Source organism: Pseudomonas cistanchae (assembly GCF_054483635.1).
In genome coordinates this window covers 1049119-1073311 of record NZ_JBTLWN010000001.1, presented here as the reverse complement: position 1 = coordinate 1073311, position 24193 = coordinate 1049119, and the positions used below count along the sequence as shown (strand labels likewise).

General features: G+C 63.3%; 17 protein-coding genes. 10 read left to right on the top strand and 7 right to left on the bottom strand.

Going from position 1 to position 24193, the window contains the following annotated elements:
• The first annotated feature begins 198 nt into the window (after window positions 1–198).
• Window positions 199–1797 carry an ABC transporter substrate-binding protein gene (locus ACX0MV_RS04870; protein ID WP_458981353.1) on the top strand — a complete coding sequence of 533 codons (1599 nt, stop codon included), beginning with the start codon at window positions 199–201 and terminating at the stop codon, window positions 1795–1797.
• A gap of 68 nt (window positions 1798–1865) precedes the next feature.
• On the opposite strand, the gene ACX0MV_RS04865 is transcribed toward ACX0MV_RS04870, so the two are convergent.
• Window positions 1866–3095, bottom strand: a complete 1230-nt coding sequence (locus tag ACX0MV_RS04865; protein ID WP_458981352.1) for a M24 family metallopeptidase — start codon at window positions 3093–3095, stop codon at window positions 1866–1868.
• 157 nt (window positions 3096–3252) lie between these two features.
• Between ACX0MV_RS04865 and ACX0MV_RS04860 the strand changes: the two genes are divergently transcribed.
• Window positions 3253–3816, top strand: a complete 564-nt coding sequence (locus ACX0MV_RS04860; protein WP_458981351.1) for a helix-turn-helix domain-containing protein — start codon at window positions 3253–3255, stop codon at window positions 3814–3816.
• 52 nt (window positions 3817–3868) lie between these two features.
• Here the strand turns inward: ACX0MV_RS04860 and ACX0MV_RS04855 are convergent, their stop codons facing one another.
• Window positions 3869–4171, bottom strand: coding sequence for a hypothetical protein (locus ACX0MV_RS04855; protein ID WP_458981350.1), 303 nt, complete (start codon window positions 4169–4171; stop codon window positions 3869–3871).
• Between ACX0MV_RS04855 and ACX0MV_RS04850 the strand changes: the two genes are divergently transcribed.
• From ACX0MV_RS04850 to ACX0MV_RS04820, 7 genes are all read left to right on the top strand, one after another.
• Complete coding sequence (locus ACX0MV_RS04850; protein WP_458981349.1) at window positions 4164–5762, top strand: ABC transporter substrate-binding protein; 1599 nt, start codon at window positions 4164–4166, stop codon at window positions 5760–5762. The two genes, ACX0MV_RS04855 and ACX0MV_RS04850, sit on opposite strands and share 8 nt — an antisense overlap.
• 209 nt (window positions 5763–5971) lie before the next feature.
• Window positions 5972–7414, top strand: a complete 1443-nt coding sequence (locus tag ACX0MV_RS04845; RefSeq protein WP_458981348.1) for an OprD family outer membrane porin — start codon at window positions 5972–5974, stop codon at window positions 7412–7414.
• A 14-nt stretch (window positions 7415–7428) separates the two neighbouring features.
• Window positions 7429–9024: an ABC transporter substrate-binding protein gene (locus ACX0MV_RS04840; RefSeq protein ID WP_458981347.1), complete on the top strand. Its 1596-nt coding sequence runs from the start codon at window positions 7429–7431 to the stop codon at window positions 9022–9024.
• A 127-nt stretch (window positions 9025–9151) separates the two neighbouring features.
• Window positions 9152–10162 (top strand): ABC transporter permease subunit, encoded by a 1011-nt coding sequence (locus ACX0MV_RS04835; RefSeq protein WP_458981346.1) that lies wholly within the window; start codon window positions 9152–9154, stop codon window positions 10160–10162.
• 120 nt (window positions 10163–10282) lie between these two features.
• A complete protein-coding gene (locus ACX0MV_RS04830; protein WP_458981345.1) occupies window positions 10283–11185 on the top strand; it encodes an ABC transporter permease subunit in 903 nt (300 codons plus the stop codon).
• 214 nt (window positions 11186–11399) lie between these two features.
• Window positions 11400–12374, top strand: coding sequence for an ABC transporter ATP-binding protein (locus ACX0MV_RS04825; RefSeq protein ID WP_458981344.1), 975 nt, complete (start codon window positions 11400–11402; stop codon window positions 12372–12374).
• Window positions 12374–13360 carry a peptide ABC transporter ATP-binding protein gene (locus ACX0MV_RS04820; protein ID WP_458981343.1) on the top strand — a complete coding sequence of 329 codons (987 nt, stop codon included), beginning with the start codon at window positions 12374–12376 and terminating at the stop codon, window positions 13358–13360. Before ACX0MV_RS04825 ends, ACX0MV_RS04820 begins: the two co-directional genes overlap by 1 nt.
• Window positions 13361–13553: 193 nt before the next feature.
• Here ACX0MV_RS04820 and ACX0MV_RS04815 read toward each other — a convergent pair whose 3' ends face one another.
• The 3 genes from ACX0MV_RS04815 to ACX0MV_RS04805 form a co-directional block, all read right to left on the bottom strand.
• Window positions 13554–14297 (bottom strand): 5-oxoprolinase subunit PxpA, encoded by a 744-nt coding sequence (locus tag ACX0MV_RS04815; RefSeq protein WP_458981342.1) that lies wholly within the window; start codon window positions 14295–14297, stop codon window positions 13554–13556.
• A gap of 185 nt (window positions 14298–14482) precedes the next feature.
• On the bottom strand, window positions 14483–15169 hold the full coding sequence (locus ACX0MV_RS04810; RefSeq protein WP_458981341.1) for a polysaccharide lyase family 7 protein: 687 nt from the start codon (window positions 15167–15169) through the stop codon (window positions 14483–14485).
• 352 nt (window positions 15170–15521) lie between these two features.
• A complete protein-coding gene (locus ACX0MV_RS04805; RefSeq protein WP_458981340.1) occupies window positions 15522–16685 on the bottom strand; it encodes a type III PLP-dependent enzyme in 1164 nt (387 codons plus the stop codon).
• Window positions 16686–17165: 480 nt separating this feature from the next.
• Here ACX0MV_RS04805 and ACX0MV_RS04800 point away from each other — a divergent pair, with 480 nt between their 5' ends.
• Window positions 17166–18749 (top strand): peptide chain release factor 3, encoded by a 1584-nt coding sequence (locus ACX0MV_RS04800; RefSeq protein ID WP_458981339.1) that lies wholly within the window; start codon window positions 17166–17168, stop codon window positions 18747–18749.
• A gap of 244 nt (window positions 18750–18993) precedes the next feature.
• Here ACX0MV_RS04800 and ACX0MV_RS04795 read toward each other — a convergent pair whose 3' ends face one another.
• The gene (locus ACX0MV_RS04795; RefSeq protein ID WP_458981338.1) at window positions 18994–21327 is read right to left on the bottom strand and encodes an ExeM/NucH family extracellular endonuclease; all 2334 of its coding nucleotides are present in this window, start codon (window positions 21325–21327) and stop codon (window positions 18994–18996) included.
• Between the two features lie 312 nt (window positions 21328–21639).
• Complete coding sequence (locus ACX0MV_RS04790) at window positions 21640–24129, bottom strand: membrane-bound PQQ-dependent dehydrogenase, glucose/quinate/shikimate family (protein ID WP_458981337.1); 2490 nt, start codon at window positions 24127–24129, stop codon at window positions 21640–21642.
• Between the last annotated feature and the right edge of the window lie 64 nt (window positions 24130–24193).

Here is a 24193-nt window from a genome sequence, read left to right as displayed (position 1 = left end):
ATCCAGGGTCTCCACAAGAGCCCCGTCAGAACCTGTTTACGATTTCGCGAGCTAGAGCCAGACAAGGCAAAAACTGCCGAGGAGCGGAGTTTACGGGTTGTAAATGAGCATCCGAGGCTGTTTTTAACGCCGGATGGCCGACGCGCAGCAGATCGTAAATAGGTTCTCAGATCACAACCACAATAATATGAGGTCACCATGCGTAAGAACGCCGTCATCCAGGCTCTGCTCGCTGCTGGGCTGATCGCCAGCGCCCCGTTTGGGCAAGCCGCCAGCAACCTAGTGTTCTGTTCCGAAGGCAGCCCCGCGGGTTTCGACCCGGGCCTTTACACCACCGGCACCGACTTCGATGCCGCCGCCGAAACCGTATTCAATCGCCTTAGCCAGTTCGAGCGCGGCGGCACTGCGGTGATCCCCGGCCTGGCCGAAAAGTGGGACATCGCCGAAGACGGCCTGAGCTACACCTTTCACCTGCGCCCAGGGGTCAAGTTTCACAGCACCGACTACTTCACCCCCAGTCGCGAATTCAACGCCGACGATGTGCTGTTCACCTTCCAGCGCATGCTCAACAAGGACCACCCGTTTCGTAAGGCGTACTCGACCGAATTCCCCTATTTCACCGACATGGGCATGGACGCCAATATCGCCAAGATCGAGAAGCTGGACGACCTGACCGTCAAGTTCACCCTCAATCAGGTCGACGCCGCGTTTATCCAGAACCTGGCGATGAGCTTCGCTTCGATCCAGTCCGCCGAATACGCCGATCAGTTGCTCAAGGCCGGCAACGCCGCGCAGATCAACCAGAAGCCGATCGGCACCGGCCCGTTCGTGTTCAGCCGCTACCAGAAGGACTCGCAGATTCGCTACAAGGGTAACCAGGAGTATTGGGCGCCGGAAGAGGTGAAGATCGACAACCTGATTTTCGCCATCAACACCGACCCCTCGGTTCGCATGCAGAAGTTGAAGGCCGGCGAATGCCAGGTATCGGTCTACCCACGCCCGGCCGACCTGGAATCGCTCAAGCAGGAAGCGAAGCTGGAGATGCCTGACCAGGCCGGTTTCAACGTCGGCTACATCGCCTACAACACCGAGCACAAACCCTTCGACAAGCTCGAAGTGCGCCAGGCCATGGACATGGCGGTGAACAAGCAGGCGATCATCAAGGCGGTTTACCAGGGCGCCGGCCAACTCGCGGTCAACGGCATGCCGCCGACCCAGTGGTCCTACGACGAGAGCATCACGGATGCGCCCTACAACCCAGAAAAAGCCAAGGAGCTGCTCAAGGCTGCCGGCGTTGCCGAAGGCACCGAAGTGACGCTGTGGGCCATGCCGGTGCAGCGTCCCTACAACCCCAACGCCAAGCTGATGGCCGAGATGCTGCAAAGCGACTGGGCCAAGATCGGCATCAAGGCGAAGATCGTCAGCTACGAGTGGGGCGAGTACAACAAGCGCGCCAAAGCCGGCGAGCACGACATCCTGCTGATCGGTTGGACCGGCGACAACGGTGATCCGGACAACTGGCTGGGCGTGCTTTACGGCTGCGATGCGATTGGCGGCAACAACTACGGCCGCTGGTGCGACGCCGAGTTCGACAAGCTGATCAAGCAGGCCAAGGCCATCAACGACAAGGATCAACGCACCGCGCTGTACCAGCAGGCGCAGAAGATCCTCAAGGCGCAGGTGCCGATCACTCCGGTTGCCCACTCCACGGTCTATCAGCCGATGAGCAAGGCGGTGAAGGACTTCAAGATCAGCCCCTTCGGTCTCAACTCGTTCTATGGCGTGAGCGTCGAATAACCGCTATTCGTCGAAACAAAAAAACGGCGGCCGCAATGGCCGCCGTTTTTTTTTGCACAACGCCCGGGTTAGCGGGCCAGACCGAACGGATCGTCCACCGAATGGCTCGGCTCGGTGAACCAGCAGGGGCCGTCGGCGCCCATGTAGAAATGGTCCTCCAGGCGGATACCAAATTCGCCCGGCACGCAGATCATTGGCTCGTTGCTGAAGCACATGCCTTCGGCCAGCGGCGTACGATCGCCACGCACCAGGTACGGGCCTTCATGGATGTCCAGGCCGATGCCGTGGCCCGTGCGGTGCGGCAGGCCGGGCAAGCGATAGCCAGGGCCCAGGCCATTGCGCTCCAGCGACTCGCGGGCCGCGTTGTCCACCGCTTCACAGGATTCGCCCAGGCGTGCCGCCGCGAAAGCCGCGAGCTGCGCCTCTTTCTCCATGTTCCACAGCTCGCGCTGGCGCGCGCTGGGCTCGCCGAACACATAACTGCGGGTGATATCCGACAGGTAGCCATGCACCTGGCAGCCGGTATCGATCAGCACCATGTCGCCCGGCTTGAGCACCTGAGGGTGCTTCACGCCGTGGGGAAAGGCGCTGGCCGGACCGAACAGCACGATGCAGAACGTCGAGCCGGCCGCCCCCACCGCACGATGAGCCTGATGCACGAACTCGGCGACCGCGGTGCTGCTGATCCCTTCGTGGAGCATGCTGGCGACGGCCTTTTGCACCGCCAGGGTCATGTTCTTGGCACGCTGCATCAGGGCAAGCTCTGCCGCCGACTTGCGCTGTCGGCAGTAGCCGGTGACCTGGCCGCCGTCGACGAATTCGTAGCCCCTGGCGAGGCGTCGAATGCCGTCGTACATGAAGAACGCCAGCGTCGCGCACAGGCCGACTCTGGGCGGCGCCGTCTCGTGCGCATGGATGCCCATGCGTTGCAGGGTATTGAGCAGCAATTGGTAAGGGCTTTCGTGCTCCTGCCACTGATTGATCGCGCCATCGACCACCTGAAAATCGCGCACCGTGCCTTCTTCGAAGGCCGGCGCCAGGTATTCCAGCGGCCCGTCGGCGGGCAGCACGGCGCCCACCAGCCGCTCGCTGGGATGCCATTGCACACCGGTGAAGTAGCGCAGGTTGCTCCCCGCATTGATGAAGATCGCGGCGATGCCCAGCTCGCGCATGCGCGCCTGGGCCCGTTCGATGCGGGTCAGGTACTCGGCCAATTCGATGGGGCGCGCGTCGCCGACCATCTTCTGCAACCCGGCGAGCGCCTCCTGCGGCGTACTGCCTCCCACACCAAGCGTCATGTCGATCCCCTTGCTGGCTTTTTGAAAGCACGAAATTTAAGTACAGCTTAAATTCTGGTCAACCGATTTTTTCAGTGTCACTTAAATTCAGAAGGGCCGGTCTTCTCAGTCGAGGGGGCGTCGGTATACTGGCGATCTTTCATCACGAGCGACGTCCATGACCGAAGATCGCATTGGCGAACGTTTGCGCCGCTACCGTCGGGCCGCCAACAAGACCCTGAACCAGGTGGCCGGCGAAGCGGGACTGACCGCGAGCTTTCTGTCCCAGGCCGAACGCAACCTGACCGGCGTTTCGATCTCGTCTCTGGCCAGCATCGCCAAGTCGCTCGGCATTCCGCTCAACGCCCTGTTCGATCAGCCGCCACAGCCGCAGCCGGACTCCCACCAGGGCGAACGCGTGCGCTACACCATCGAAGGCCAGCCGCTGGCCTACGAGCGGCTGTCCAGCAGCTTCCCCGGCAACCTGCTCAACGCGGTGAAGATGAACATGCCGGTGGGTTACCAGTCCGAACTGATCGCCCACGAAGGCGCCGAATTCGCCTATGTGCTCTCGGGGCGGATCGTCTACACCATCGACGGCCGCGAGTATCCGCTCGGCGCAGGCGACTCGGTGCACTTCGATGCCGGCAAGACCCATCGCCTGGCCAATGCAGGGACGGATATCGCCGAAGTGCTGACCGTCACCACCCTCAGCCTATTCGACGACCACCCCGCTTCCTGAGTGAAGGCTGCACCGCCTAGCAGCCAAACATGACAGGAAATGTTAGTACCGCTTAATTTTTGTTGACCACAATTTCAGCATGACTTAATTTCGGCCTCAGCTGGACGTTGGATGAAACCTTCGATAAACCCAGACGGCAAGCGGATTTCGCCTGTCCTGGACGCTTGATCGATCGATTCGCGGTACTGCCGACGGTTTTCAACTGGTTGCCGAGCGGTCTCCGTATGGAGCGCTCCACCGCAGCTCTGGGCCGGCCTGTCGAACCGACACACCGGAACGCGGCGGTGCCGACCACGGCCCACGAGGCCGGCCCGATGACGCCCAAAAAAACAATAAATGAGGTACTCATGCGCAAGAACACGCTCCTCCACGCCCTGCTCGCCGCTGGCCTGACCCTCGGCTCCTCGTTCGCTTCCGCCAGCAACCTGGTGTACTGCTCCGAAGGCAGCCCCGGCGGTTTCGACCCCGGCCAGTACACCACCGGCACCGATTTCGACGCAGCGTCCGAGACCGTGTTCAACCGCCTGGCTCAGTTTGAGCGTGGCAGCACCCTGGCAGAGCCGGCACTGGCCACCGAGTGGGAGGTCAGCGAAGACGGCCTCAGCTACACCTTCAAGCTGCGCCCCGACGTGAAATTCCACAGCACCGATTACTTCACCCCGAGTCGTGCGTTCAATGCCGACGACGTGGTCTTCACGTTCCAGCGCATGCTCGACAAGGACCACCCATTCCGCAAGGCCTACCCCACCGAATTCCCCTACTTCACCGACATGGGCCTGGACAAGAACATCGCCAAGGTCGAGAAAGTCGACGACCTGACCGTACGCTTCACGCTGAACAGCGTCGACGCCGCGTTCATCCAGAACCTGGCGATGAACTTCGCCGCCATTCACTCCGCCGAATATGCAGACCACCTACTCAAGGCCGGCAAGGCCGCCGAGATCAACCAGAAGCCGATCGGCACCGGCCCGTTCGTGTTCAGCCGCTACCAGAAAGATGCGCAGATTCGCTTCAAGGGCAACCAGGACTACTGGAAACCCGAGGATGTGAAGATCGACAACCTGATCTTCGCCATCAACACCGATGCCTCGGTGCGCGCGCAGAAGCTCAAGGCTGGCGAGTGCCATATCACCCTCAACCCGCGTCCGGCGGACCTCGAAGCACTGCAGAAGGCCCCCAACCTGAGCGTGCCGAGCCAGCCCGGCTTCAACCTCGGCTACATCGCCTACAACGTCACCCGCCCGCCCTTCGACAAGCTCGAAGTGCGCCAGGCGCTGGACATGGCCATCGACAAGCAGGCGGTCATTGCCGCGGTCTACCAGGGCGCCGGGCAACTGGCGGTGAACGCCATGCCGCCGACCCAGTGGTCCTACGATGAAAGCATCAAGGGCATTCCGCAAAACGTGGAGAAAGCCAAGCAACTGCTCAAGCAGGCTGGCGTCGCCGAAGGCACCAAGATCACTCTTTGGGCCATGCCTGTGCAGCGCCCCTACAACCCCAATGCCAAACTGATGGCCGAGATGCTCCAGGCCGACTGGGCCAAGATCGGCATTCAGGCGCAGATCGTCAGCTACGAATGGGGCGAGTACATCAAACGCGCCCATGCCGGCGAGCACGACGCCATGCTGATCGGCTGGACCGGCGACAACGGTGACCCGGACAACTGGCTGGGCGTGCTCTACGGCTGCGATTCGGTCAATGGCAACAACTTCTCCAAGTGGTGCGATGCCGGCTACGACAAGATCGTCAAGCAGGCTAAGGCCATCACCGATCGCGGCGCCCGCACCGAGCTGTATCAGCAGGCGCAGCAGATCATCCAGCAACAAATGCCGATCTCCCCGATCGCGCATTCCACCGTCTACCAGCCAATGCGCAGCAGTGTGCAGGGCTTCGAGATCAGCCCATTCGGGCGCAACAGCTTCTACGGCGTGAGTAATAAACGCTGATAGCAAGCCGGCGGCGGGTCTGACGGCCCGCCGCTCCCTCTGAAAAAACGACTGTATTCCTCGCCCGGCTATACCGGCTGAGTGTTTCGTAGCTGCCCAAACAGTTCGCAAGAATGCTCTCACGAGCGTCGCCCGGTATTCGCCGGGCGACTGGTAGTCCGCAGGAGCGCTCCTTGCCTGATAAAAAAGCCGTTACAGGAGCCACCCAGATGACCTTTACCCTTCGCGCCAGTGTTTCCCTCAGCCTCGCCCTGCTTGCCATCAGTAGTCAGCTGCGAGCGGCAGAACAGGACAGCGTCAGCGACGTCGACAACCCCAGCGTTGCCGCCGAAGTGCAGAACATCCCCAGCGTCGACGAGCCCGTCAGCGGCCAGGCCGGCGCGACAGGTTTCATCGAGGGCCAGAGCCTGACCCTGAGCACCCGCAACTTTGCCGCGCGGGAACAGTTCAAGGATCGCTTTGGCCTGAACATTCCCAAGGACGGCGGCGGCGAATTCACCCATTCGCGCTACACCTGGGTACAGGGCACGCAGCTCACGTACAGTTCCGGCTACACCCAGGGCACTGTCGGTTTCGGCCTCGACGTGGCGGCGTTCAACGCGATCAACCTGGAGCGCGGCAAGGGCCGCATCGCTGGCGGCGGCAACCGCACCCTGGCGGACAGCAACGGCCACGCCCATGACGAATGGTCCAAGCTCGGCATCGCCAATCTGCGCGCACGCATCGCCAATACCGAACTCAAGGCCGGACGCTTTCTGGTCGACACGCCGGTGTTCAACTACATCGACAACCGCGCCCTGCCCTCCAGCTTCAACGGCGTTGGCCTGACCAGCGAGGAATGGCAGGACCTCAGCCTGCAGGCCGGCAGCTTCCGCCGTGCCAGCCCGCGTACCGGCGCCGGCGACGAGCCGCTGACCACCGAATACGGCACCCGTCAGGCGGAAGGTGACCGCTACTCCTACCTGGGCGGCAACTACAAACCCATGGCCAACCTGGAGCTGTCGGCGTACGGCGGCCGCTTCGAGGATATCTGGGACCAGTACTACCTCGGCGTAACCCACGACCTGGGCGACCGCGAACGGCTGTCGCTGCGCACCGCCTTCAACGGTTACCACACCCGCGACAGCGGCTCGCGCGAAGCCGGCTACATCGACAACAACACCTGGAGCCTGGCGTTCACCCTCGGTCATCAGGCCCACGGCCTGACCCTGGCCTGGCAGCAGGTCGATGGCGACGAATACTTCGACTACGTGCACGAAACCGCAGCCATCTACTTGGCCAACTCGTTGCTCTCCGATTACAACGGCCCCAACGAGAAATCCGCGCAGATCCGCTATGAAACCGACTGGAGCTACTTCGGCATGCCCGGCCTGAGCACCATGGCCTGGTACGCCAAAGGCTGGGACATCGACGGCACCCATTACGACGGCGGGCGCAACGGCGCGTTTGCCAACTACGCTGACGTGCTCAGCCAGGATGGCGAGAAGCACCGCGAGTACGGCCTGATGGCGATGTACAAGGTACAGAGCGGCGCGATCAAGGACAGCACCTTCAAGGTGACGTACATGTCGCACAAGGCAAGCCAGAACCAGGCGGACGGCAGCGTCAACGAGCTGCGCATCGTCTCCACCCTGCCCTTCAACCTGCTGTGAGGCGGAGGCACCCCATGCACTCGACGCTCCGTTACCTGCCCCTGCTGCTGGCGCTCGGCGCCGCGCCCGGCTGGCTGCAGGCCAAACCGCTGGTGGTCTGCACCGAAGCCGCTCCGGAAGGCTTCGATATCGTCCAATACACCACGGCGGTCACCGCCGATGCCTCGGCCGAAGCGGTGTTTGATCGGCTGGTGCGCTTCAAGCCCGGCACCAGCGAAATCGAACCGGCCCTGGCCGAGCGCTGGGACATCAGCCCGGACGGCCTGACCTACACCTTCCACCTGCGTCAGGGGGTGAAGTTTCACAGCACCCCGTGGTTCACCCCCAGCCGCACGCTGAATGCCGATGACGTGCTCTGGAGTTTTCAGCGTCAGCACGACCCCAAGCACCCCTGGCACAGCCAGGCAGCCCGCGGCTTTCCCTACTTCGAAGCGATGGAGTTCGGCTCGTTGATCGGTGCCATCGAAAAGCTCGACGAGCAGCGCGTGCGCTTCACCCTGACCCGCCCACAGGCGCCGTTTCTCGCCGACCTGGCCATGGGCTTCACCTCGATCTATTCCGCCGAGTACGCCGACCAGTTGCTCAAGGCCGGCACCCCGGAGCTGCTCAACAGCCAGCCCGTCGGCACCGGCCCGTTCATCTTCCAGCGCTACGCCAAGGATGCGCAGGTGCGCTACGCCAGCCACCCGGACTACTGGGATGGCGAACCGGCCTCGGAGAAACTGCTGTTCGCGATCACCACCGACCCCAACGTGCGCATCCAGCAGCTGCGTGCCGGCGCGTGCAATATCGCCCTGTACCCGCGGCCATTCGACGTGCCCGCACTGAAAGACGATCCCGCGCTGAGGGTGGTGGAACTGGATTCGCTTCTGACCTCCTACGTCGCCCTCAACGTGCGCCACAAACCGCTGGACGATGTGCGGGTACGCCAGGCAATCAATCTGGCGTTCGACAAGCAGGCGTACCTCAATGCCCAGTTCGGCACCGCGGGTGCCAGCGCCGCGGTCGCGCCCTATCCGTCGACCCTGCTTGGTTACGACAACAACCTCGCGGGCTGGCCCCATGACCCTGCGCGCGCGCGCCGCTTGCTCGCCGAAGCGGGGCATGGGAACGGCATCAGCCTGTCGATCTGGACGCGCCCTGGCGGCGGCCCGACCAACCCCAACCCGTCGCTTGGCGCGCAGATGCTCCAGGCCGACCTTGCCGCGGTCGGCATCAAGACCGACATCCGGGTGCTGGAGTGGGGCGAACTGGTGAAGCGGGCGAAAAACGGCGAGCACGACCTGGTGTTTATGGGCTGGGCAGGCGACAACGGCGACCCGGACAATTTCCTCACGCCCAATCTGTCCTGCGCCGCCGCGCAAAGCGGCGAAAACATGTCCGGCTGGTGCGACGCGGCGTTTGACAAGCTGATCGTCCAGGCGCGGGAAACCATCGACCCGCAACAACGCGCCGCGCTCTATCGCCAGGCGCTGGCTATCTTCAACGACCAGGCGCCGTGGATTCCCCAGGCGCACCCCAAGCAGTTCGGCGCGCTAAGCCGGGATGTCGACGGGTTTGTGCTGAGCCCGCTGGGTACGAACAATTACGCCAAGGTCAAACGGCACTGAACCTGCAAGCGACACTCGAACCACAACGGTCAGCGGGCGCTTCGGTGCCCGTCGACCTCTCAATCACAATGGCCGCGGCCCAAGCCGTCGCGGCCGCGAATCAACCGATGCGGAGTAACCACAGCCAATGCTTGCCTTTATAGCCCGCCGTCTGGGACTGCTGATTCCCACCTTCTTCGGCGTGACCCTGCTCACCTTCGCGCTGATTCGCATGATTCCCGGCGACCCCGTCGAAGTGATGATGGGCGAGCGCCGGGTTGACCCGGAAATGCACGCCCAGGCCATGGAACGTCTGGGCCTGAACAAGCCGCTGTACGCCCAGTACTTCGACTACATCGGCAAGCTCGCCGAGGGTGATCTGGGCGAATCGCTGCGCACCCGCACCAGCGTGTGGAACGAATTCACCACCCTGTTCCCCGCCACCCTGGAACTGTCGCTGGCGGCCCTGCTGTTTGCCGGCACGCTCGGCCTCACCGCCGGGGTCATCGCTGCACTGAAACGGGGCTCGCTGTTCGATCACGGGGTCATGGGCATATCGCTGGCCGGCTATTCCATGCCGATTTTCTGGTGGGGCCTGCTGCTGATCATGTTCTTTTCGGTCTGGCTGGGCTGGACGCCGGTGTCCGGGCGCATCGACCTGCTCTACGACATCCCCCCGGTGACCGGCTTCATGCTGATCGACACCCTGCTCAGCGAGGAAGAAGGCGCGTTCGTCGATGCGCTGCAACACCTGATTCTGCCGGCCATCGTGCTTGGCACCATTCCGCTGGCGGTGATCGCCCGTATGACCCGCTCGGCAATGCTCGAAGTGCTGCGCGAGGACTACGTGCGCACCGCCCGCGCCAAGGGCCTGTCGCCCGCTCGGGTGGTGTTCGTCCACGGCCTGCGCAATGCGCTGATTCCGGTGCTCACGGTGTTCGGCCTGCAGGTCGGCACCCTGCTCGCTGGCGCGGTGCTGACCGAGACCATCTTTTCCTGGCCGGGCATCGGCAAGTGGCTGATCGAATCGATCGGCGCCCGCGACTACCCGGTGGTGCAGAACGGCATCCTGCTGATCGCCTGCCTGGTGATCCTGGTCAACTTCATCGTGGACATCCTCTATGGCCTCGCCAACCCACGCATCCGCCATCAGCGCTAAGGAAAACGCCATGCATAGCCGTATTCTTTCCGTAGGGTGGATGACGCTTCACCCATCCACCATCACAGCACCCAAGCGGTGGATGAAAAGAGCGTCATCCACCCTACAGGAGGCACGTCCATGACCACCTCCACCAGCCTCGACCAATCGCTGCTCTACCCGTCGCCTCTGAAGGAATTCTGGCAGGCCTTCGCCCACAACAAAGGCGCGGTCGCCGGTCTCGCCTTCATGCTGCTGATCATTTTCTGCGCGCTGTTCGCGCCCTGGGTTGCGCCCCATCACCCGAGCGAACAGTTCCGCGACTTTCTGCTCACCCCGCCGGTGTGGCTGGAAGGCGGGCAGGCGCGCTTTCTGCTGGGCACCGACGAACTGGGTCGCGACCTGCTGTCGCGTCTGATCCATGGATCACGCCTGTCATTGATGATCGGCCTGGCCTCGGTGGTGATGTCGCTGCTGCCTGGCATCCTGCTGGGGTTGGTCGCGGGCTTTTTCCCACGGCTGCTGGGCCCCGGCATCATGCGTCTGATGGACGTCATGCTGGCCCTGCCGTCGCTGCTGCTGGCGGTGGCCATTGTCGCGATCCTCGGCCCAGGCCTGATCAACACGGTCATCGCCATCGCCATCGTCTCGCTGCCGTCCTACGTGCGCCTGACCCGCGCCGCGGTGATGGGCGAGCTGAACCGCGATTACGTCACCGCCGCGCGCTTGGCCGGTGCCAGCCTGCCGCGGCTGATGTTCGTCACCGTGCTGCCGAACTGCATGGCGCCGCTGATCGTGCAGGCCACCCTGAGCTTCTCTTCGGCGATTCTCGATGCCGCCGCCCTGGGCTTTCTGGGCCTCGGTGTGCAACCGCCGACCCCCGAATGGGGCACCATGCTGGCCTCGGCGCGCGACTACATCGAGCGCGCCTGGTGGGTGGTGACCCTGCCGGGGCTGACCATTCTGCTCAGCGTGCTGGCAATCAATCTGATGGGCGACGGCTTGCGCGATGCCCTCGACCCGAAACTCAAGAACGCCGTCTGAGGATGCCCAGGATGACTATTCAAGTAGCCCGGATGCAATCCGTGGAAAATCTGTCGGCCCGCCCCGGATTGCATCCGGGCTACGGGAGCTGGGTAGGGTGGATTACGCCTTTTTCATCCACCATCGCAATAGGTGGATGGGTAAAGCGTCATCCACCCTACAAGATCGCAGACCCTGCAGAAAAACCCAGTATCTACGGAGCGGAGCCGCGCCCATGAGCCTGTTGGATATCAAGAACCTCAGCGTGCGCTTCGGCGACGCCAATGCCGTGCCGGTCGTGGACGGCCTCGATCTGCAGGTCAATGCCGGCGAAGTGCTGGCCATCGTCGGCGAATCCGGCTCGGGCAAATCGGTGACCATGATGGCACTGATGGGCCTGATCGAAGCGCCCGGCGTTATCACGGCCGACAGCCTGCAGTTCGACGGCACCGACATGCTGCGGCTCAAGGGCCGCCAGCGGCGGCACATCGTCGGCAAGGACCTGTCGATGGTCTTCCAGGACCCGATGACTGCCCTCAACCCCAGCTACACGGTCGGCTTCCAGATCGAAGAAGTGCTGCGCCAGCACCTGGGCATGAACCGCAAGGCCGCGCGTCAGCGTGCGCTTGAGCTGCTGGAGCGGGTGGAAATCCCGGCCCCCGAAAGCCGCCTGGACGCCTACCCCCATCAACTGTCCGGTGGTATGAGCCAGCGCGTGGCGATTGCCATGGCGATCGCCGCCGAACCCAAGCTGCTGATCGCTGACGAACCCACCACTGCGCTGGATGTGACCATCCAGGCGCAGATCATGGAGCTGCTGCTCGACCTGCAGCGCGAGCAGAACATGGGCCTGGTGCTGATCACCCACGACCTCGCGGTGGTGGCCGAAACCGCTCAGCGGGTGTGCGTGATGTATGCCGGCCAGGCGGTGGAAATCGGCAGCGTGCCGCAGCTGTTCGAAGCACCGACCCATCCGTATACCGAAGCGTTGCTCAAGGCGATCCCCGAGCACAGCCAGGGCGAGCGGCGCCTGTCGACTTTGCCGGGCATCGTCCCCGGGCGCTACGACCGCCCCGCCGGTTGCCTACTGTCGCCGCGCTGTCCTTATGTACGGCCGGATTGCCGCGAGCAGCGCCCTGCGCTGGAAGCCCATGAGCGCGGCGCGGTGCGCTGTTTCTACGCCCTCAACCTGACCTCGGAGGTGGCGTGATGACCGCCGTGCAATCCCCTACCGTGCTCACCGCACGGGACCTCAAGCGGCACTACTCGGTGTCGCGCGGCCTGTTCAAGCCGGCCGCCGAGGTGCAGGCACTCAACGGCGTGTCCTTCGAACTCGCCGCCGGCAAAACGCTGGCGGTAGTGGGCGAATCCGGCTGCGGCAAGTCGACCCTGGCACGCGCCCTCACCCTGATCGAACAGCCGAGCTCCGGCTCGCTGCAGATTGCCGGGCAGGAGGTCAGCGGCGCCAGCAAGGCCGAACGCAAGCAACTGCGCCGCGACGTGCAGATGGTGTTCCAGAACCCCTATGCCTCGCTCAACCCGCGGCAGAAGATCGGCGACCAGCTGGCCGAGCCGCTGCTGATCAATACCGACCTGTCGCGCATCGAACGCCGCGAGCGCGTGCAGGCGATGATGCAGCAGGTCGGCCTGCGCCCCGAGCACTACCAGCGTTACCCGCATATGTTTTCCGGTGGTCAGCGCCAGCGCATCGCCCTGGCCCGCGCGATGATGCTCACGCCCAAGGTGCTGGTGGCGGACGAACCGACCTCGGCGCTGGACGTATCGATTCAGGCCCAGGTGCTCAACCTGTTCATGGACCTGCAGGAAGAATTCAACACCGGTTACGTGTTCATCTCGCACAACCTGTCGGTGGTGCGCCATGTCGCCGACGATGTGCTGGTGATGTACCTCGGCCGCCCGGTGGAAATGGGCCCGAGCGAGGTAATCTACGACCGCCCACTGCACCCGTACACCAAGGCGCTGCTCTCGGCGACACCGACCCTGCATCCCGATCCGAGCAAGCCGAAGATCAGAATCGCCGGCGAGCTGCCGAACCCCTTATCGCCGCCCAGCGGCTGCGCGTTCCATCAGCGCTGCCCGTATGCAACCGAACGATGCGCGGTGGACGAGCCGCAGCTGCGGCTGCTCGACGGCCGAGAGGTGGCGTGTCACTACGCGGAGACGATCAACAGCTAGCGCGCCCCTATAGCCGGTGGGCAGGGGATTGAGGTTTATCTTGAACGGGGAAGGTGCGCACAGCGCACCCTACAGCACGGCCACCATCCGTAGGGTGCGCCGTGCGCACCGAATGGCCGAGACGAATCATTCTGCCAACTGAGCCACCGCATCAGAACGACAGCAGCAGCCCTATCCGCCGCGCACTGTCAGCTCAACTGGCGTCAAGCAGCGCCCGCAGGCGCCGCAGCACCGCTAGGGATTCGGCATTGTCGCCATGCACGCACAGGCTGTCGGCACGCAGCTGCAAGGGCTTGCCATCGATATCGGCGAACGGCTCGCCCCGGGCGATCGCCAACCCCTGATCGAGGATGCGCTGCGGGTCGCGGTGCACGGCACCGGACAAACGCCGCGGCGCCAACTGTCCATCGGTGAGGTAGGCACGGTCGGCGAAGGCTTCGAACAACAGCGGCACATCGGCCTCATCGGCCAGGCGCATTTCGCGACTGTTGTCGGTCAGCGCCAGGGTCATCAATGGCAAGCCCTGACGGTAACTGGCGCACGCCTCCAGCACCGCACCGAACAGTGCATCGTTGCACACCAGCTCGTTATAGAGCGCGCCATGGGGCTTGACGTAGGCCAGCCGAGTGCCGGCCGCGCGGCAGAACGCATCCAGCGCGCCGATCTGATACAGCACCAGCGCCGTCACTTCTTCCGGCGAGCAGGCCATGTGCCGCCGGCCGAAACCGAGCAGATCGGGATACGCGGGATGAGCGCCAATGCTGACCCCATGCTCCACCGCGAGGTCCACCGTGCGCAGCATGGTCACGGGATCGGAGGCATGGAAGCCGCAGGCCAGATTGGCCTGATCGATCAGGGGCATGGCATGGGCGTCGTCACCCATCGTCCAGACCCCGAAGCTTTCGCCCATGTCGCAGTTCAGCAGGATTTTTTTCATGGCCCAAGCTTAGAGCCAGAGCAACCGCGGCACCAGCGCCTTGGTTGCATCTTGCAAGCGGACCGCGCCGACCTCAGCAGAGGTCGTAGTGGTATTCCTGCCAACCGGCCGTCCATGCGTTGGTCGCTGAGCGACGCTGCCAGTTGCTCTAGAGCAGCCTGTCACCACGACGCACAGCGTGGGACTCAGAGAGGACTGGGCTTGGACTTAAGAGGTAGATGCGCGGCCTCAAGGCGGTAGAAGGTCGCACGGCCACCCTCGCTGGCATAACCGGTGTTGTCCTGGATGTAGACCCCTGCCTTGAAGTACATGGGCTTGGACTTCCACACCGAGTCCAGCTGCCCGACCCAGTGCCCGCCATAGCTGTTGATGCTCAGGGTTCCGGCAGGTGTGAGGTGGATGCTGTAGGTGAAGCGCTGGTTCATTGGCACGCCTTCGATCAGGGTCACTTTGAACGGCAGCTTGTCATCCGGCTTGTTGCGGATCTTGGCGACGATGCGCCCAACGTTGTTGCTGTGATGGTATTCCAGCTTCAGCAACGGCTTGGTGCTGTTGCTGATGTGAATCTGACCGATCACGATGCGGCCGCTGGAAGGCACCTGATTGATGCTCAGGGCGGCGCGCAGGAAATTGTCCGCTGCGGGGTATTTCCAGTTGCGCAAGGCGCCGTTGGGGTAGGTCTCGCGCAGTTCCGAGCGCGGGTATTTGGCATTCGGTGTGCGCGAGCCGGTGACTGGCGCCCAGAAAAATACCGTGCCGTTGGCGGCCTTGAAGTAATTGTCTTTGTAGCCCTGCTTCAGGCTAGGCGTGGAGATGGTGGTGGAAGGCGTTCCCACGGGAATGGAGAGGTTCCACGCATCAAGATCGACCATAGTGACGTTCCTTTTAGACGAGCCCCGGAAGCCAACAACGAAATGGCCAATAAAGAGCAAAGTGCCAGCATCAAGTAAGCTAATTCGCCGAACATGCCGACAATTAACCAAAGCGGCGCGATTATGCTCAGTCCATCCATGGCTTTTCGGTACTGGAGCACAGGTTTTGCGCGCAAGGCTCTAGACAGCCGCTTTGCCGATAAACGGTAGCGACTGGGCAGTCTATGTGCGGGAAGCGGACCAGCAGAACGCGGCGTGCGTCACAGGCGGCCAGAAAAAAGCCGCTCACCTGAGGAAAGTGAACGGCTTTCGGCGGAGCGCGGCGCGCTCCGATCAATCAGCAGCGTTGCGCTTACAGATAGAACGCCTTCAGCGGCGGGAAGCCGTTGAATTCCACGGCGCTGTAGCTGGTGGTGTAAGCGCCGGTGGACAGCCAGTACATGCGATCGCCTATGGCCAGGTTCAGCGGCAGGCCGTACTTGTAGTTCTCGTACATGATGTCGGCGCTGTCGCAGGTCGGGCCGGCGATCACCACCTCTTCCATCTCGCCCTTCTTCTCAGTCCAGATCGGAAACTTGATCGCTTCACCCATGGTTTCGATCAGGCCGGAGAACATGCCGACGTCGGTGTACACCCAGCGCTCTACGGCGGTGCGCGACTTGCGCGCCACCAGCACCACTTCACTGACCAGGATGCCGGCGTTGGCAATCAGCGAACGGCCCGGCTCGAGGATGATTTCCGGCAGCTCGTCGCCGAAGTCTTCCTTGAGGAAGCGGATGATTTCCTCGGCGTAGGTTTCCAGGCTGTTGGTGCGGGTGATGTAGTTGGCTGGGAAGCCACCGCCCATGTTGATCATCTTCAGCTCGATACCGTCTTCTTCTTTGAGGCGCTCGAAGATCACCTTGACCTTGGCAATGGCAGCGTCCCATACCGAGATATCGCGCTGCTGCGAACCCACGTGGAAGGAAATGCCGTATGGCACCAGGCCCAGCTGGCGAGCCAGGATCAGCAGGTCCATGGCCATGTCGGTCTGGCAGCCGAATTTGCGCGACAACGGCCAATCCGCAGTGGTCGAGCCTTCGGTGAGGATGCGCACATAGATTTTCGAGCCCGGCGCCGCCTTGGCGATGTTGCGCAGGTCGGCTTCGGAGTCGGTGGCGAACATGCGCACGCCCTTCTCGAAGAAGTAGCGAATGTCCTTGGATTTCTTGATGGTGTTGCCGTAGCTGATGCGCTCCGGACCAACGCCGCAGCCCATGACCTTGTCCAGCTCATAGATCGAGGCGATGTCAAAGCTCGAACCCTTGTCCTTGAGCAGGTTGATGATCTCGACCGCCGGGTTGGCCTTGACCGCGTAATAGACCTTGGCGAATTCGAAACCGGCGCGCAGGTCGTCATAGGCCTGGCTGATGATCGCGGTGTCGATCACCACGAATGGGGTTTCTTGCTTGTCAGCGAACGCCTTCATCTTCTGGAAGGTTTCGCGGGGATAGTAGTCTTCAACCTCGATCGACATGCGGGGACTCCAATGGCTGACCAATAAACAGGTTAGGGATGCACCACGCATGGCGTGGCCGCGGAACGTCTGATCAGTTTCCCCACTTTGGTTCGCCTACTTCCCAAGGCATTGTCGCCGAGAATCACGTCGTTCAAGTGACACCAACCGCGCTCGCTGCGCGTTACTTGACCGGATAAACGCAATCTCTCGTCGTCAGTACTTGAGCCGGATGGATCGTTGCCAGCATGGACGTTCGGGCGCGAACTTTAGGGCCATGGGGGGTTGAGATCAATCAATAATTGCCGTCGTTTCGCTCCGCTCAATCGCCCGCTGGATCGACTGTTGCGGATTCAAAACAACGCGTCACAAATGCTGTGCAAAACCGCAGCCGTCGCGGTTTTGCCGGGCTGACCACAGGGCGCCGCGCCAATGCGCGTTTACCGTTATAATCGCCGCCTTTTTTGACAGACCGACTATCAGTCGACGGGTTCCCGCACAATGACCATCCAGGCCGCCGAAGTCGCCAAGCGCCGCACGTTCGCGATCATCTCCCACCCCGACGCCGGTAAGACAACCATTACCGAAAAGCTGCTGCTGATGGGCAAGGCGATTGCCGTGGCTGGTACGGTGAAGTCGCGCAAGTCCGACCGCCATGCCACCTCCGACTGGATGGAGATGGAAAAGCAGCGCGGCATCTCCATCACCACCTCGGTGATGCAGTTCCCCTACCGCGATCACATGGTCAACCTGCTCGACACCCCCGGCCACGAGGACTTCTCCGAAGACACCTACCGCACCCTGACCGCGGTGGACAGTGCGCTGATGGTGCTCGACGGCGGTAAAGGCGTCGAGCCGCGCACCATCGCCCTGATGGACGTGTGCCGGCTGCGCGACACGCCCATCGTCAGCTTCGTTAACAAGCTCGACCGCGACATCCGCGACCCTATCGAACTGCTCGATGAGATCGAGGCGGTATTGAAGATCAAGGCCGCGCCCATCACCTGGCCGATCGGTTGCTACCGCGACTTCAAGGGCGTCTACCACCTGGCCGACGATTACATCATCGTCTACACCGCCGGCCACGGCCATGAACGCACCGAAACCAAGATCATCGAGAAACTCGACTCCGACGAAGCCCGTGCGCATCTGGGCGACGAGTACGAACGCTTTATCGAACAACTGGAGCTGGTGCAGGGCGCCTGCCACGAGTTCGACCAGGCCGAGTTCATGGCCGGCCAACTGACCCCGGTGTTCTTCGGCACCGCCCTGGGCAACTTCGGCGTCGATCATGTGCTCGATGCCGTGGTCGACTGGGCGCCGCGTCCGCTGGCGCGGGTCGCCAACGAGCGCACGGTGGAGCCGAGCGAGGAGAAATTTTCCGGCTTCGTGTTCAAGATCCAGGCGAATATGGACCCCAAGCACCGCGACCGCATCGCCTTTATGCGCATCTGCTCGGGCAAGTACGAGAAAGGCATGAAGATGCGCCATGTGCGCACCGGCAAGGATGTGCGCATCGGCGACGCCCTTACGTTCTTCTCCAGCGAGCGCGAGATGCTCGAAGAGGCCTATGCCGGCGACATCATCGGCCTGCACAACCATGGCACCATCCAGATCGGCGACACCTTTACCGAAGGCGAAAGCCTGGGCTTCACCGGCATTCCGCACTTCGCCCCGGAACTGTTCCGCCGTGTGCGTCTGAAAGACCCGCTGAAATCCAAGCAACTGCGCCAGGGCCTGCAACAGCTCGCCGAAGAAGGTGCGACTCAGGTGTTCTTCCCCGAGCGCAGCAACGACATCATCCTCGGCGCGGTCGGCGTGCTGCAGTTCGACGTGGTCGCCAGCCGCCTGAAAGAGGAATACAAGGTGGAATGTGCCTACGAGCCAATCACCGTGTGGTCGGCGCGCTGGATCGAATGCGCCGACAAGAAGAAGCTTGAAGAATTCTCCAACAAGGCGGTGGAAAACCTGGCGCTCGATGGCGGCGGCCACCTCACCTACCTGGCGCCGACGCGGGTCAACCTGAGCCTGATGGAAGAACGCTGGCCGGACGTGAAATTCCGCGCCACCCGCGAGCACCATTAACAAGCTGTTGAAAAACCACCTAGCTGCCCAATTTCGTAGGGTGCGCTGTGCGCACCAGGCTAACTATGCAGTACACGGGCCTCCTCGGTCGTGCCCACTAGCTTCGGTGTAAATTTGGTGCGCATGGCGCACCCTACTTGTCTCAGCCGCTCACGATTTCAATGGCTTTTTTGAGGCTCGTCGTCAGGCGATCACAGCACTCGAGAGCGAGCGTTGGCTCCACCGAAGCCAACGCAGTCGAGCATCAGCGCAGGTCGATGCCGATCACCAGCGGATCGTGATCCGAGGCGCGATAAGGATCGGCGCTGTACAACAATGAGCGCTGCCGCTCGGTCTTGAACTCCAGGTTGTAATCCAGCACCCGCGGCTCGTCAGCATTGATGTGCCATTCGCCCGCGCTGCGCACCTGACGCAACAGGCTGGCGCTGGCCAGGGCGTGATCGAGATAACCGGACTGGCCCGAGAACACGTATGAGTAGGCGCTGTCGCCAACGAACCGCGCCAGCAGGTCGGTGTAGCCGGCTGCGCGAATCAGGTTGATCGGGTCCTCTTTGGCATACGCGTTGAGGTCGCCGATGATCAGCACATCGGGGTCGCGCCCGCGGGTTGGGTCGCTCGCCAGCCAGCTCACCAGCGCCTGCGCCGCCAGCGCGCGGGTCAGGTTGCAGTTGCCCTGACCGTCGCCCATGTCGCGGTCGCCAATGTCGTCGCAACTCGAGCCTTTCGATTTCAGGTGATTGACCGCCACCGTCAAGCGCTTGCCGGTGAACCGCTCGCGGAACGTCTGCGCCAGTGCTGGCCGATTCCTGCTGTCGTCGAACCGCGGGTCGACCGAGCTGTCCAGCACCGCGGCCGTCTTGTGCGGGCGGATGCGGTCCTTGCGATAGATGATGCCGACGGCGATCTCGTCGCTACCGAGCCGCTCCTGCTCGGGCTTGATGAAGGCATAGCGCTTCCAGCGCGGCGACGCGGCATTCAGACCGGCGACCAGATCGGCAATGGCGCCGTCTTCGCTATAGCCATCGTTTTCGATCTCCATCAGGCCGATGACATGGGCATCGGTCGCAACGATGGCCGCGATGATCTTGTCCCGCTGACGCTGGAACTCTTCGCTACTGCTGGCACCGCGGGACGTGGGAAAGCCGCCGCCGTTGCCGTCGCCATTGAAATAGTTCAGCACGTTGAAGCTGGCGACCCGCAGGCGACCCTTGCTGCCTCGCACGCTGTCCTGGCGCGGGTTGCTCGCGGTGAATTCCGGCTGCACCAATGGATGCACGCGGTAGCTGCCGGCCGTGTAATGCATCACACCCTGGATGCGCTCGACCTGGTCGCCGATCCGCACGCTGTTGTACGCGCTCAATTCCGGCGCCGGGTAGCGAACCGGGTCCGAATTCTGCCCGCTGCGGCCATCGTCGAGGATGATCTGGTTGAGGTCGTTGCGCGCCTGCAGCGCCTGGGCCTGCTCACCCGGCTGCGCACGGTGGGTGGGAATCCACAGGCGCCCGCCCGATGACAGCAACAACTCGCCGTAGCGGCCGAGGTTGTACACCTCGCTCACGGTCAACGTCTGCGGCAGCGCGACGCGCATGCCTTCATAGCGCTCCAGCTCGTCACGGGCGGCCAACGGCAGCCGCACCGGCTGCGCCGCAGGCAGCGGCTGGCCCTGCGCGAGTACCACCACCTGCAAGGCGCCCGTCAGTTCGGTCAAGCCGTTGAACTCGGTAACCAGGCCGCGTACCCGCACCCGGTCGCCAGCGCGCACGGCGACGCCTACGCCGCCGTCGTACACAAACAGCCCTTCGGACGTCAGTGCGTCGCCATCGATCTCGCCATCGGCCGACTGCACGAAGAAGCCTGTCAGCTCGTCCGCGCCGCGCATGTTTGCGGTCACGATGCCTTCGACCGTTACCGTCTGCCCGGCCAGTTCGCTGCTCGCGCCAGCGCCCTGCACCTCATGAATGCGACGCATGCCGGCATCACCGCCGCCGGGCTCGCCCTCGCCATAGCGGCCCAGTTCGCTGAAGGTATTTTGCGGATAACCCAACCACTCGGCGCCAGGCTCGAAGGCATCCGCTGGCTCGCGATCACCGCTGGTCACTGCACTCTTGCGCACCAGCGTACGGTCCTGGGTCTGACTGGCCCCCGCGCCCCAGACCGCGCCGGGATCGACCCCAAGCTGACCGAAGCTGTCCACAACCTGGCCGTCCGGCCCGCGCAACACAATGGCGTCGTCGCCGTTGTACCAGCTGCCCTCGCTGCGCTGATTGGCCTTGGCCAGCATCGCCGCATCGGCCAAGCCGTTCGCCAGCACATGCACCGCACCGGCCGCCACCTCGCCACTTAACGGGATGCTGCGTCCGCTGCTGGTGGCGCCGTTGAAATAGAACTCGACCGCGTAGCCAGCCAGCGACAGCGGCGCGCTGCCGGCGTTGTAAAACTCCAGTGCCTTGCTGTTGGCGCTTCCTTCGACGTATTCCGAAATCAGCAGCTCGGCCTGGGCAGCGGGCAGCAGAGCGGCCCCTGCGCCGCCCAACAGAACAGCCAGTAATGAACGGGTGAAACGGTGCTTGGGGTGCATGGCGCATTCCTGAGAAAGCCGAGCTGCGCTTGCGCGGCGTCGGCGAATGGGTGGAATCGCGCCGGCAACCGGCCAGGTATCGCAAAACCCACGCACGGCCGGTGGCCGCGTCGCCGATTGCGCGTGAGCTGGCCTGGGAAGAACTGAATCCGGACTGCCGTCGCGACTGGTGCGACGGTCAGGTTTAACCGCTGCTCTTGACAGAAAAATGACGCCCGGATGAGCGGCTCACACTCGTGAGACGCAAGTAACGGAATTTTAATGGGTTGACGCAGAACAACCCCCCCTGCGCGAGCAGGGGGCGATGCGCGGCTATGGCGCGTCAGCCAGCGTCCAGGCCGTTACCGAATCGCCAAGCTTGGTGCCGAACGAGCCGTGCCCGCCGGCCATCACCACCACGTACTGCTTGCCGCTGCGTTCCGATATGTAGCTCATCGGTGTGGCCTGGCCGCCAGCCGGAAGCCGCCCCTTCCACAGTTCTTCGCCGTTGCTCAGGTCGTAGGCGCGCAGGTAGTAGTCGAGGGTACCGCTGAGAAATCCGACGCCCCCTGCGGTGACCAGCGGCCCGCCGAGCGCGGGAACCCCCACCGGCAATGGAATGCCTAGCGGCGCGCTGTCACGGCTGGTGCCGTTCTTGTGCATCCAGACCTTTTCCATGGTGCGCAGATCGACCGCACTGACGAATCCCCACGGCGGGCTCTGGCAAGGCAAGCCCAGCGGCGACAGAAAGGGTTCAAGGCTGGCCATGTAGGGGGCGCCCAGATTGGGCTGCAAGCCGGTTTCGCCACCGCCCATGCGTGCATCCACCGGCACCTCGCTGCGCTTGACCAGGGTCGAGGTGAAGGCCAGGTAATTGGGTGCGCCGAACAGCAGCTGGCGCACCGGGTCGACCGCTATCGAAGGCCAGTTGAAGGTGCCGACATTGCCAGGGTAGATCAGCGAGCCTTGTTCCGAAGGCGGGGTGAAGTCACCGTCATAGCGCAGCTGGCGGAACTGAATCCGGCACATCAACTGATCCAGCGGCGTGCCGCCCCACATGTCGCGTTCGCGCAGCGGTTCCTCCGGCGCATAGCTCAAGGCCGAAAATGGCTGAGTCGGCGCGGTGAAGTCGCCCGCAACCGCGCCCTGCGGCACTGGTCGCTCGGTTACCGGCACGATGGGCGCGCCGTTGCGCCGGTCGAGCACGAACAGGCTGCCGCCCTTGGTCGCCTGAATGATGGCCGGCACCTTGCCCTGGGGGCCGTCGATGTCGACGAGCGTCGGCTGCGAAGGCAGGTCGCGGTCCCACAGGTCATGGTGCACGGTCTGAAACTCCCAGCGCACCTCGCCAGTCGCCAGGTCGAGTGCCACCAGGGTGGCGGTGAAGCGCTCGGTCTGTGGGCTGCGCGGCACACCCCACTGGTCGGGGCTCTGGTTACCGGTCGGGATATAGACCAGACCGAGCTGCTCGTCGGCCGTGGCGATGGTCCAGGAGTTTGGGGTGCTGCGGGTATAGGTTTCCCCGGCCGGCAGCGGCGCGGTCTGCTCCGGCTTGCCTGGGTCCCAGTTCCATACCAGCTCGCCGCTGCGCACGTCGTAGGCGCGAATCACCCCGCCCGGTGAATCCACCGAACCGTTGTCGGTTACCGAACCGCCGACGATCACCAGTTTCTCGGTGACCACCGGCGGCGAGGTCGGCAGGTAGACCCCCAGCGCGTCCTTACCCAGACCGATTTTCAGATCGACCATGCCGCCAGTGCCGAAGTCTTCACACGGCTGGCCATCCTGCACATCCAGGGCATACAAGGTGGCATCGTTGGTCGGCAGGAACAGCCGGCGCTCGCAGCGCGCCGAAGCCGGCGGGGCGGGCGCATCCTCGCGCGCGGCTGCAGTAGCATCGGCAATTGCGGGCAGGTTATCGACATCGGCAACCGCCGGCGCACTGGCCCTGGCCTGGACCGCAGGCGCCGTGGGGTAGGCCCCGGCATCGTGGTAGGCCAGGCCGCGACAGGTCATGTGCTGGTAATACTCGGCCGCGCGATTGATCTGTGGATCGAAACGCCACAGCTCCTTGCCGGTGTCGGCGTCCAGGGCGATGGCGATGCTGTGGGGCGTGCAGATGAACAGGCCGTTGCCGACCTTGAGCGGCGTTACCTGGTTGGTGATCTCGCCCGGATCGCCCTCGCCCGGCAGGTCGCCGGTGTGGTATTCCCAGGCCAGTTCCATGCGCTCGACATTTTCCGGAGTGATCAGGTTGGCGGTGGAATAGCGGTCGCCACGGTCGGAGCCGCCATAGGCCGTCCACTCGCTGGCCGAGCGCCCCGCCTGCGCTTCGGGGTTGCTGCCGCGCATCTGCGCATCGCTAAATTCGCCGTCGATGCGCGAATAGTCCTGGGTCAATGAGTACCCGGCCATCGCCGCACCGAGCACCAGGCCAAGGCCAAGCAGCCCCGTAGCGCCGTCGCGCCAGCGAGGGAGCACGCCGATATGCCGATTGATAAAGGGCAGCAGCAACCAGAGACCCAGAATGCACCAAAGGTCGATACGTGGCGCCAGCTGCCACCAGTCGAAGCGCACCTCGTAGACCGTCCAGGCTAACGTGGCCAGCAGCAACACCGCATACAGCCACAACGCCGCGCGACGCCTGGCGAGAATCAAACCGCCGACCAGCAGCATGCCGATGCCGGCGAGCAGGTAATACCAGGACCCGCCAAGCCACGCGAGGTAGGCGCCACCCACGGCCAACAGGGCACCCAGCAGCAGCACCAGCAACCCGGTCAGTAGAATTCTCAGTGGCGGCTTCGCCCGTTGCGTGTCGTTCATTCGCGCTCTCCTTGAAGCAGGCGCCGCCTCCGCCGATGAAATGGCGCCTGAGCCTGCCTGTCTG

Bases quoted from the DNA above. Each gene is read 5' to 3' on its own strand.
- ACX0MV_RS04870 (WP_458981353.1), top strand. From the start codon at position 199: ATGCGTAAGAACGCCGTCATCCAGGCTCTGCTCGCTGCTGGGCTGATC.
- ACX0MV_RS04865 (WP_458981352.1), bottom strand. From the start codon at position 3,095: ATGACGCTTGGTGTGGGAGGCAGTACGCCGCAGGAGGCGCTCGCCGGG.
- ACX0MV_RS04860 (WP_458981351.1), top strand. From the start codon at position 3,253: ATGACCGAAGATCGCATTGGCGAACGTTTGCGCCGCTACCGTCGGGCC.
- ACX0MV_RS04850 (WP_458981349.1), top strand. From the start codon at position 4,164: ATGCGCAAGAACACGCTCCTCCACGCCCTGCTCGCCGCTGGCCTGACC.
- ACX0MV_RS04845 (WP_458981348.1), top strand. From the start codon at position 5,972: ATGACCTTTACCCTTCGCGCCAGTGTTTCCCTCAGCCTCGCCCTGCTT.
- ACX0MV_RS04840 (WP_458981347.1), top strand. From the start codon at position 7,429: ATGCACTCGACGCTCCGTTACCTGCCCCTGCTGCTGGCGCTCGGCGCC.
- ACX0MV_RS04835 (WP_458981346.1), top strand. From the start codon at position 9,152: ATGCTTGCCTTTATAGCCCGCCGTCTGGGACTGCTGATTCCCACCTTC.
- ACX0MV_RS04830 (WP_458981345.1), top strand. From the start codon at position 10,283: ATGACCACCTCCACCAGCCTCGACCAATCGCTGCTCTACCCGTCGCCT.
- ACX0MV_RS04825 (WP_458981344.1), top strand. From the start codon at position 11,400: ATGAGCCTGTTGGATATCAAGAACCTCAGCGTGCGCTTCGGCGACGCC.
- ACX0MV_RS04820 (WP_458981343.1), top strand. From the start codon at position 12,374: ATGACCGCCGTGCAATCCCCTACCGTGCTCACCGCACGGGACCTCAAG.
- ACX0MV_RS04815 (WP_458981342.1), bottom strand. From the start codon at position 14,297: ATGAAAAAAATCCTGCTGAACTGCGACATGGGCGAAAGCTTCGGGGTC.
- ACX0MV_RS04810 (WP_458981341.1), bottom strand. From the start codon at position 15,169: ATGGTCGATCTTGATGCGTGGAACCTCTCCATTCCCGTGGGAACGCCT.
- ACX0MV_RS04805 (WP_458981340.1), bottom strand. From the start codon at position 16,685: ATGTCGATCGAGGTTGAAGACTACTATCCCCGCGAAACCTTCCAGAAG.
- ACX0MV_RS04800 (WP_458981339.1), top strand. From the start codon at position 17,166: ATGACCATCCAGGCCGCCGAAGTCGCCAAGCGCCGCACGTTCGCGATC.
- ACX0MV_RS04795 (WP_458981338.1), bottom strand. From the start codon at position 21,327: ATGCACCCCAAGCACCGTTTCACCCGTTCATTACTGGCTGTTCTGTTG.
- ACX0MV_RS04790 (WP_458981337.1), bottom strand. From the start codon at position 24,129: ATGAACGACACGCAACGGGCGAAGCCGCCACTGAGAATTCTACTGACC.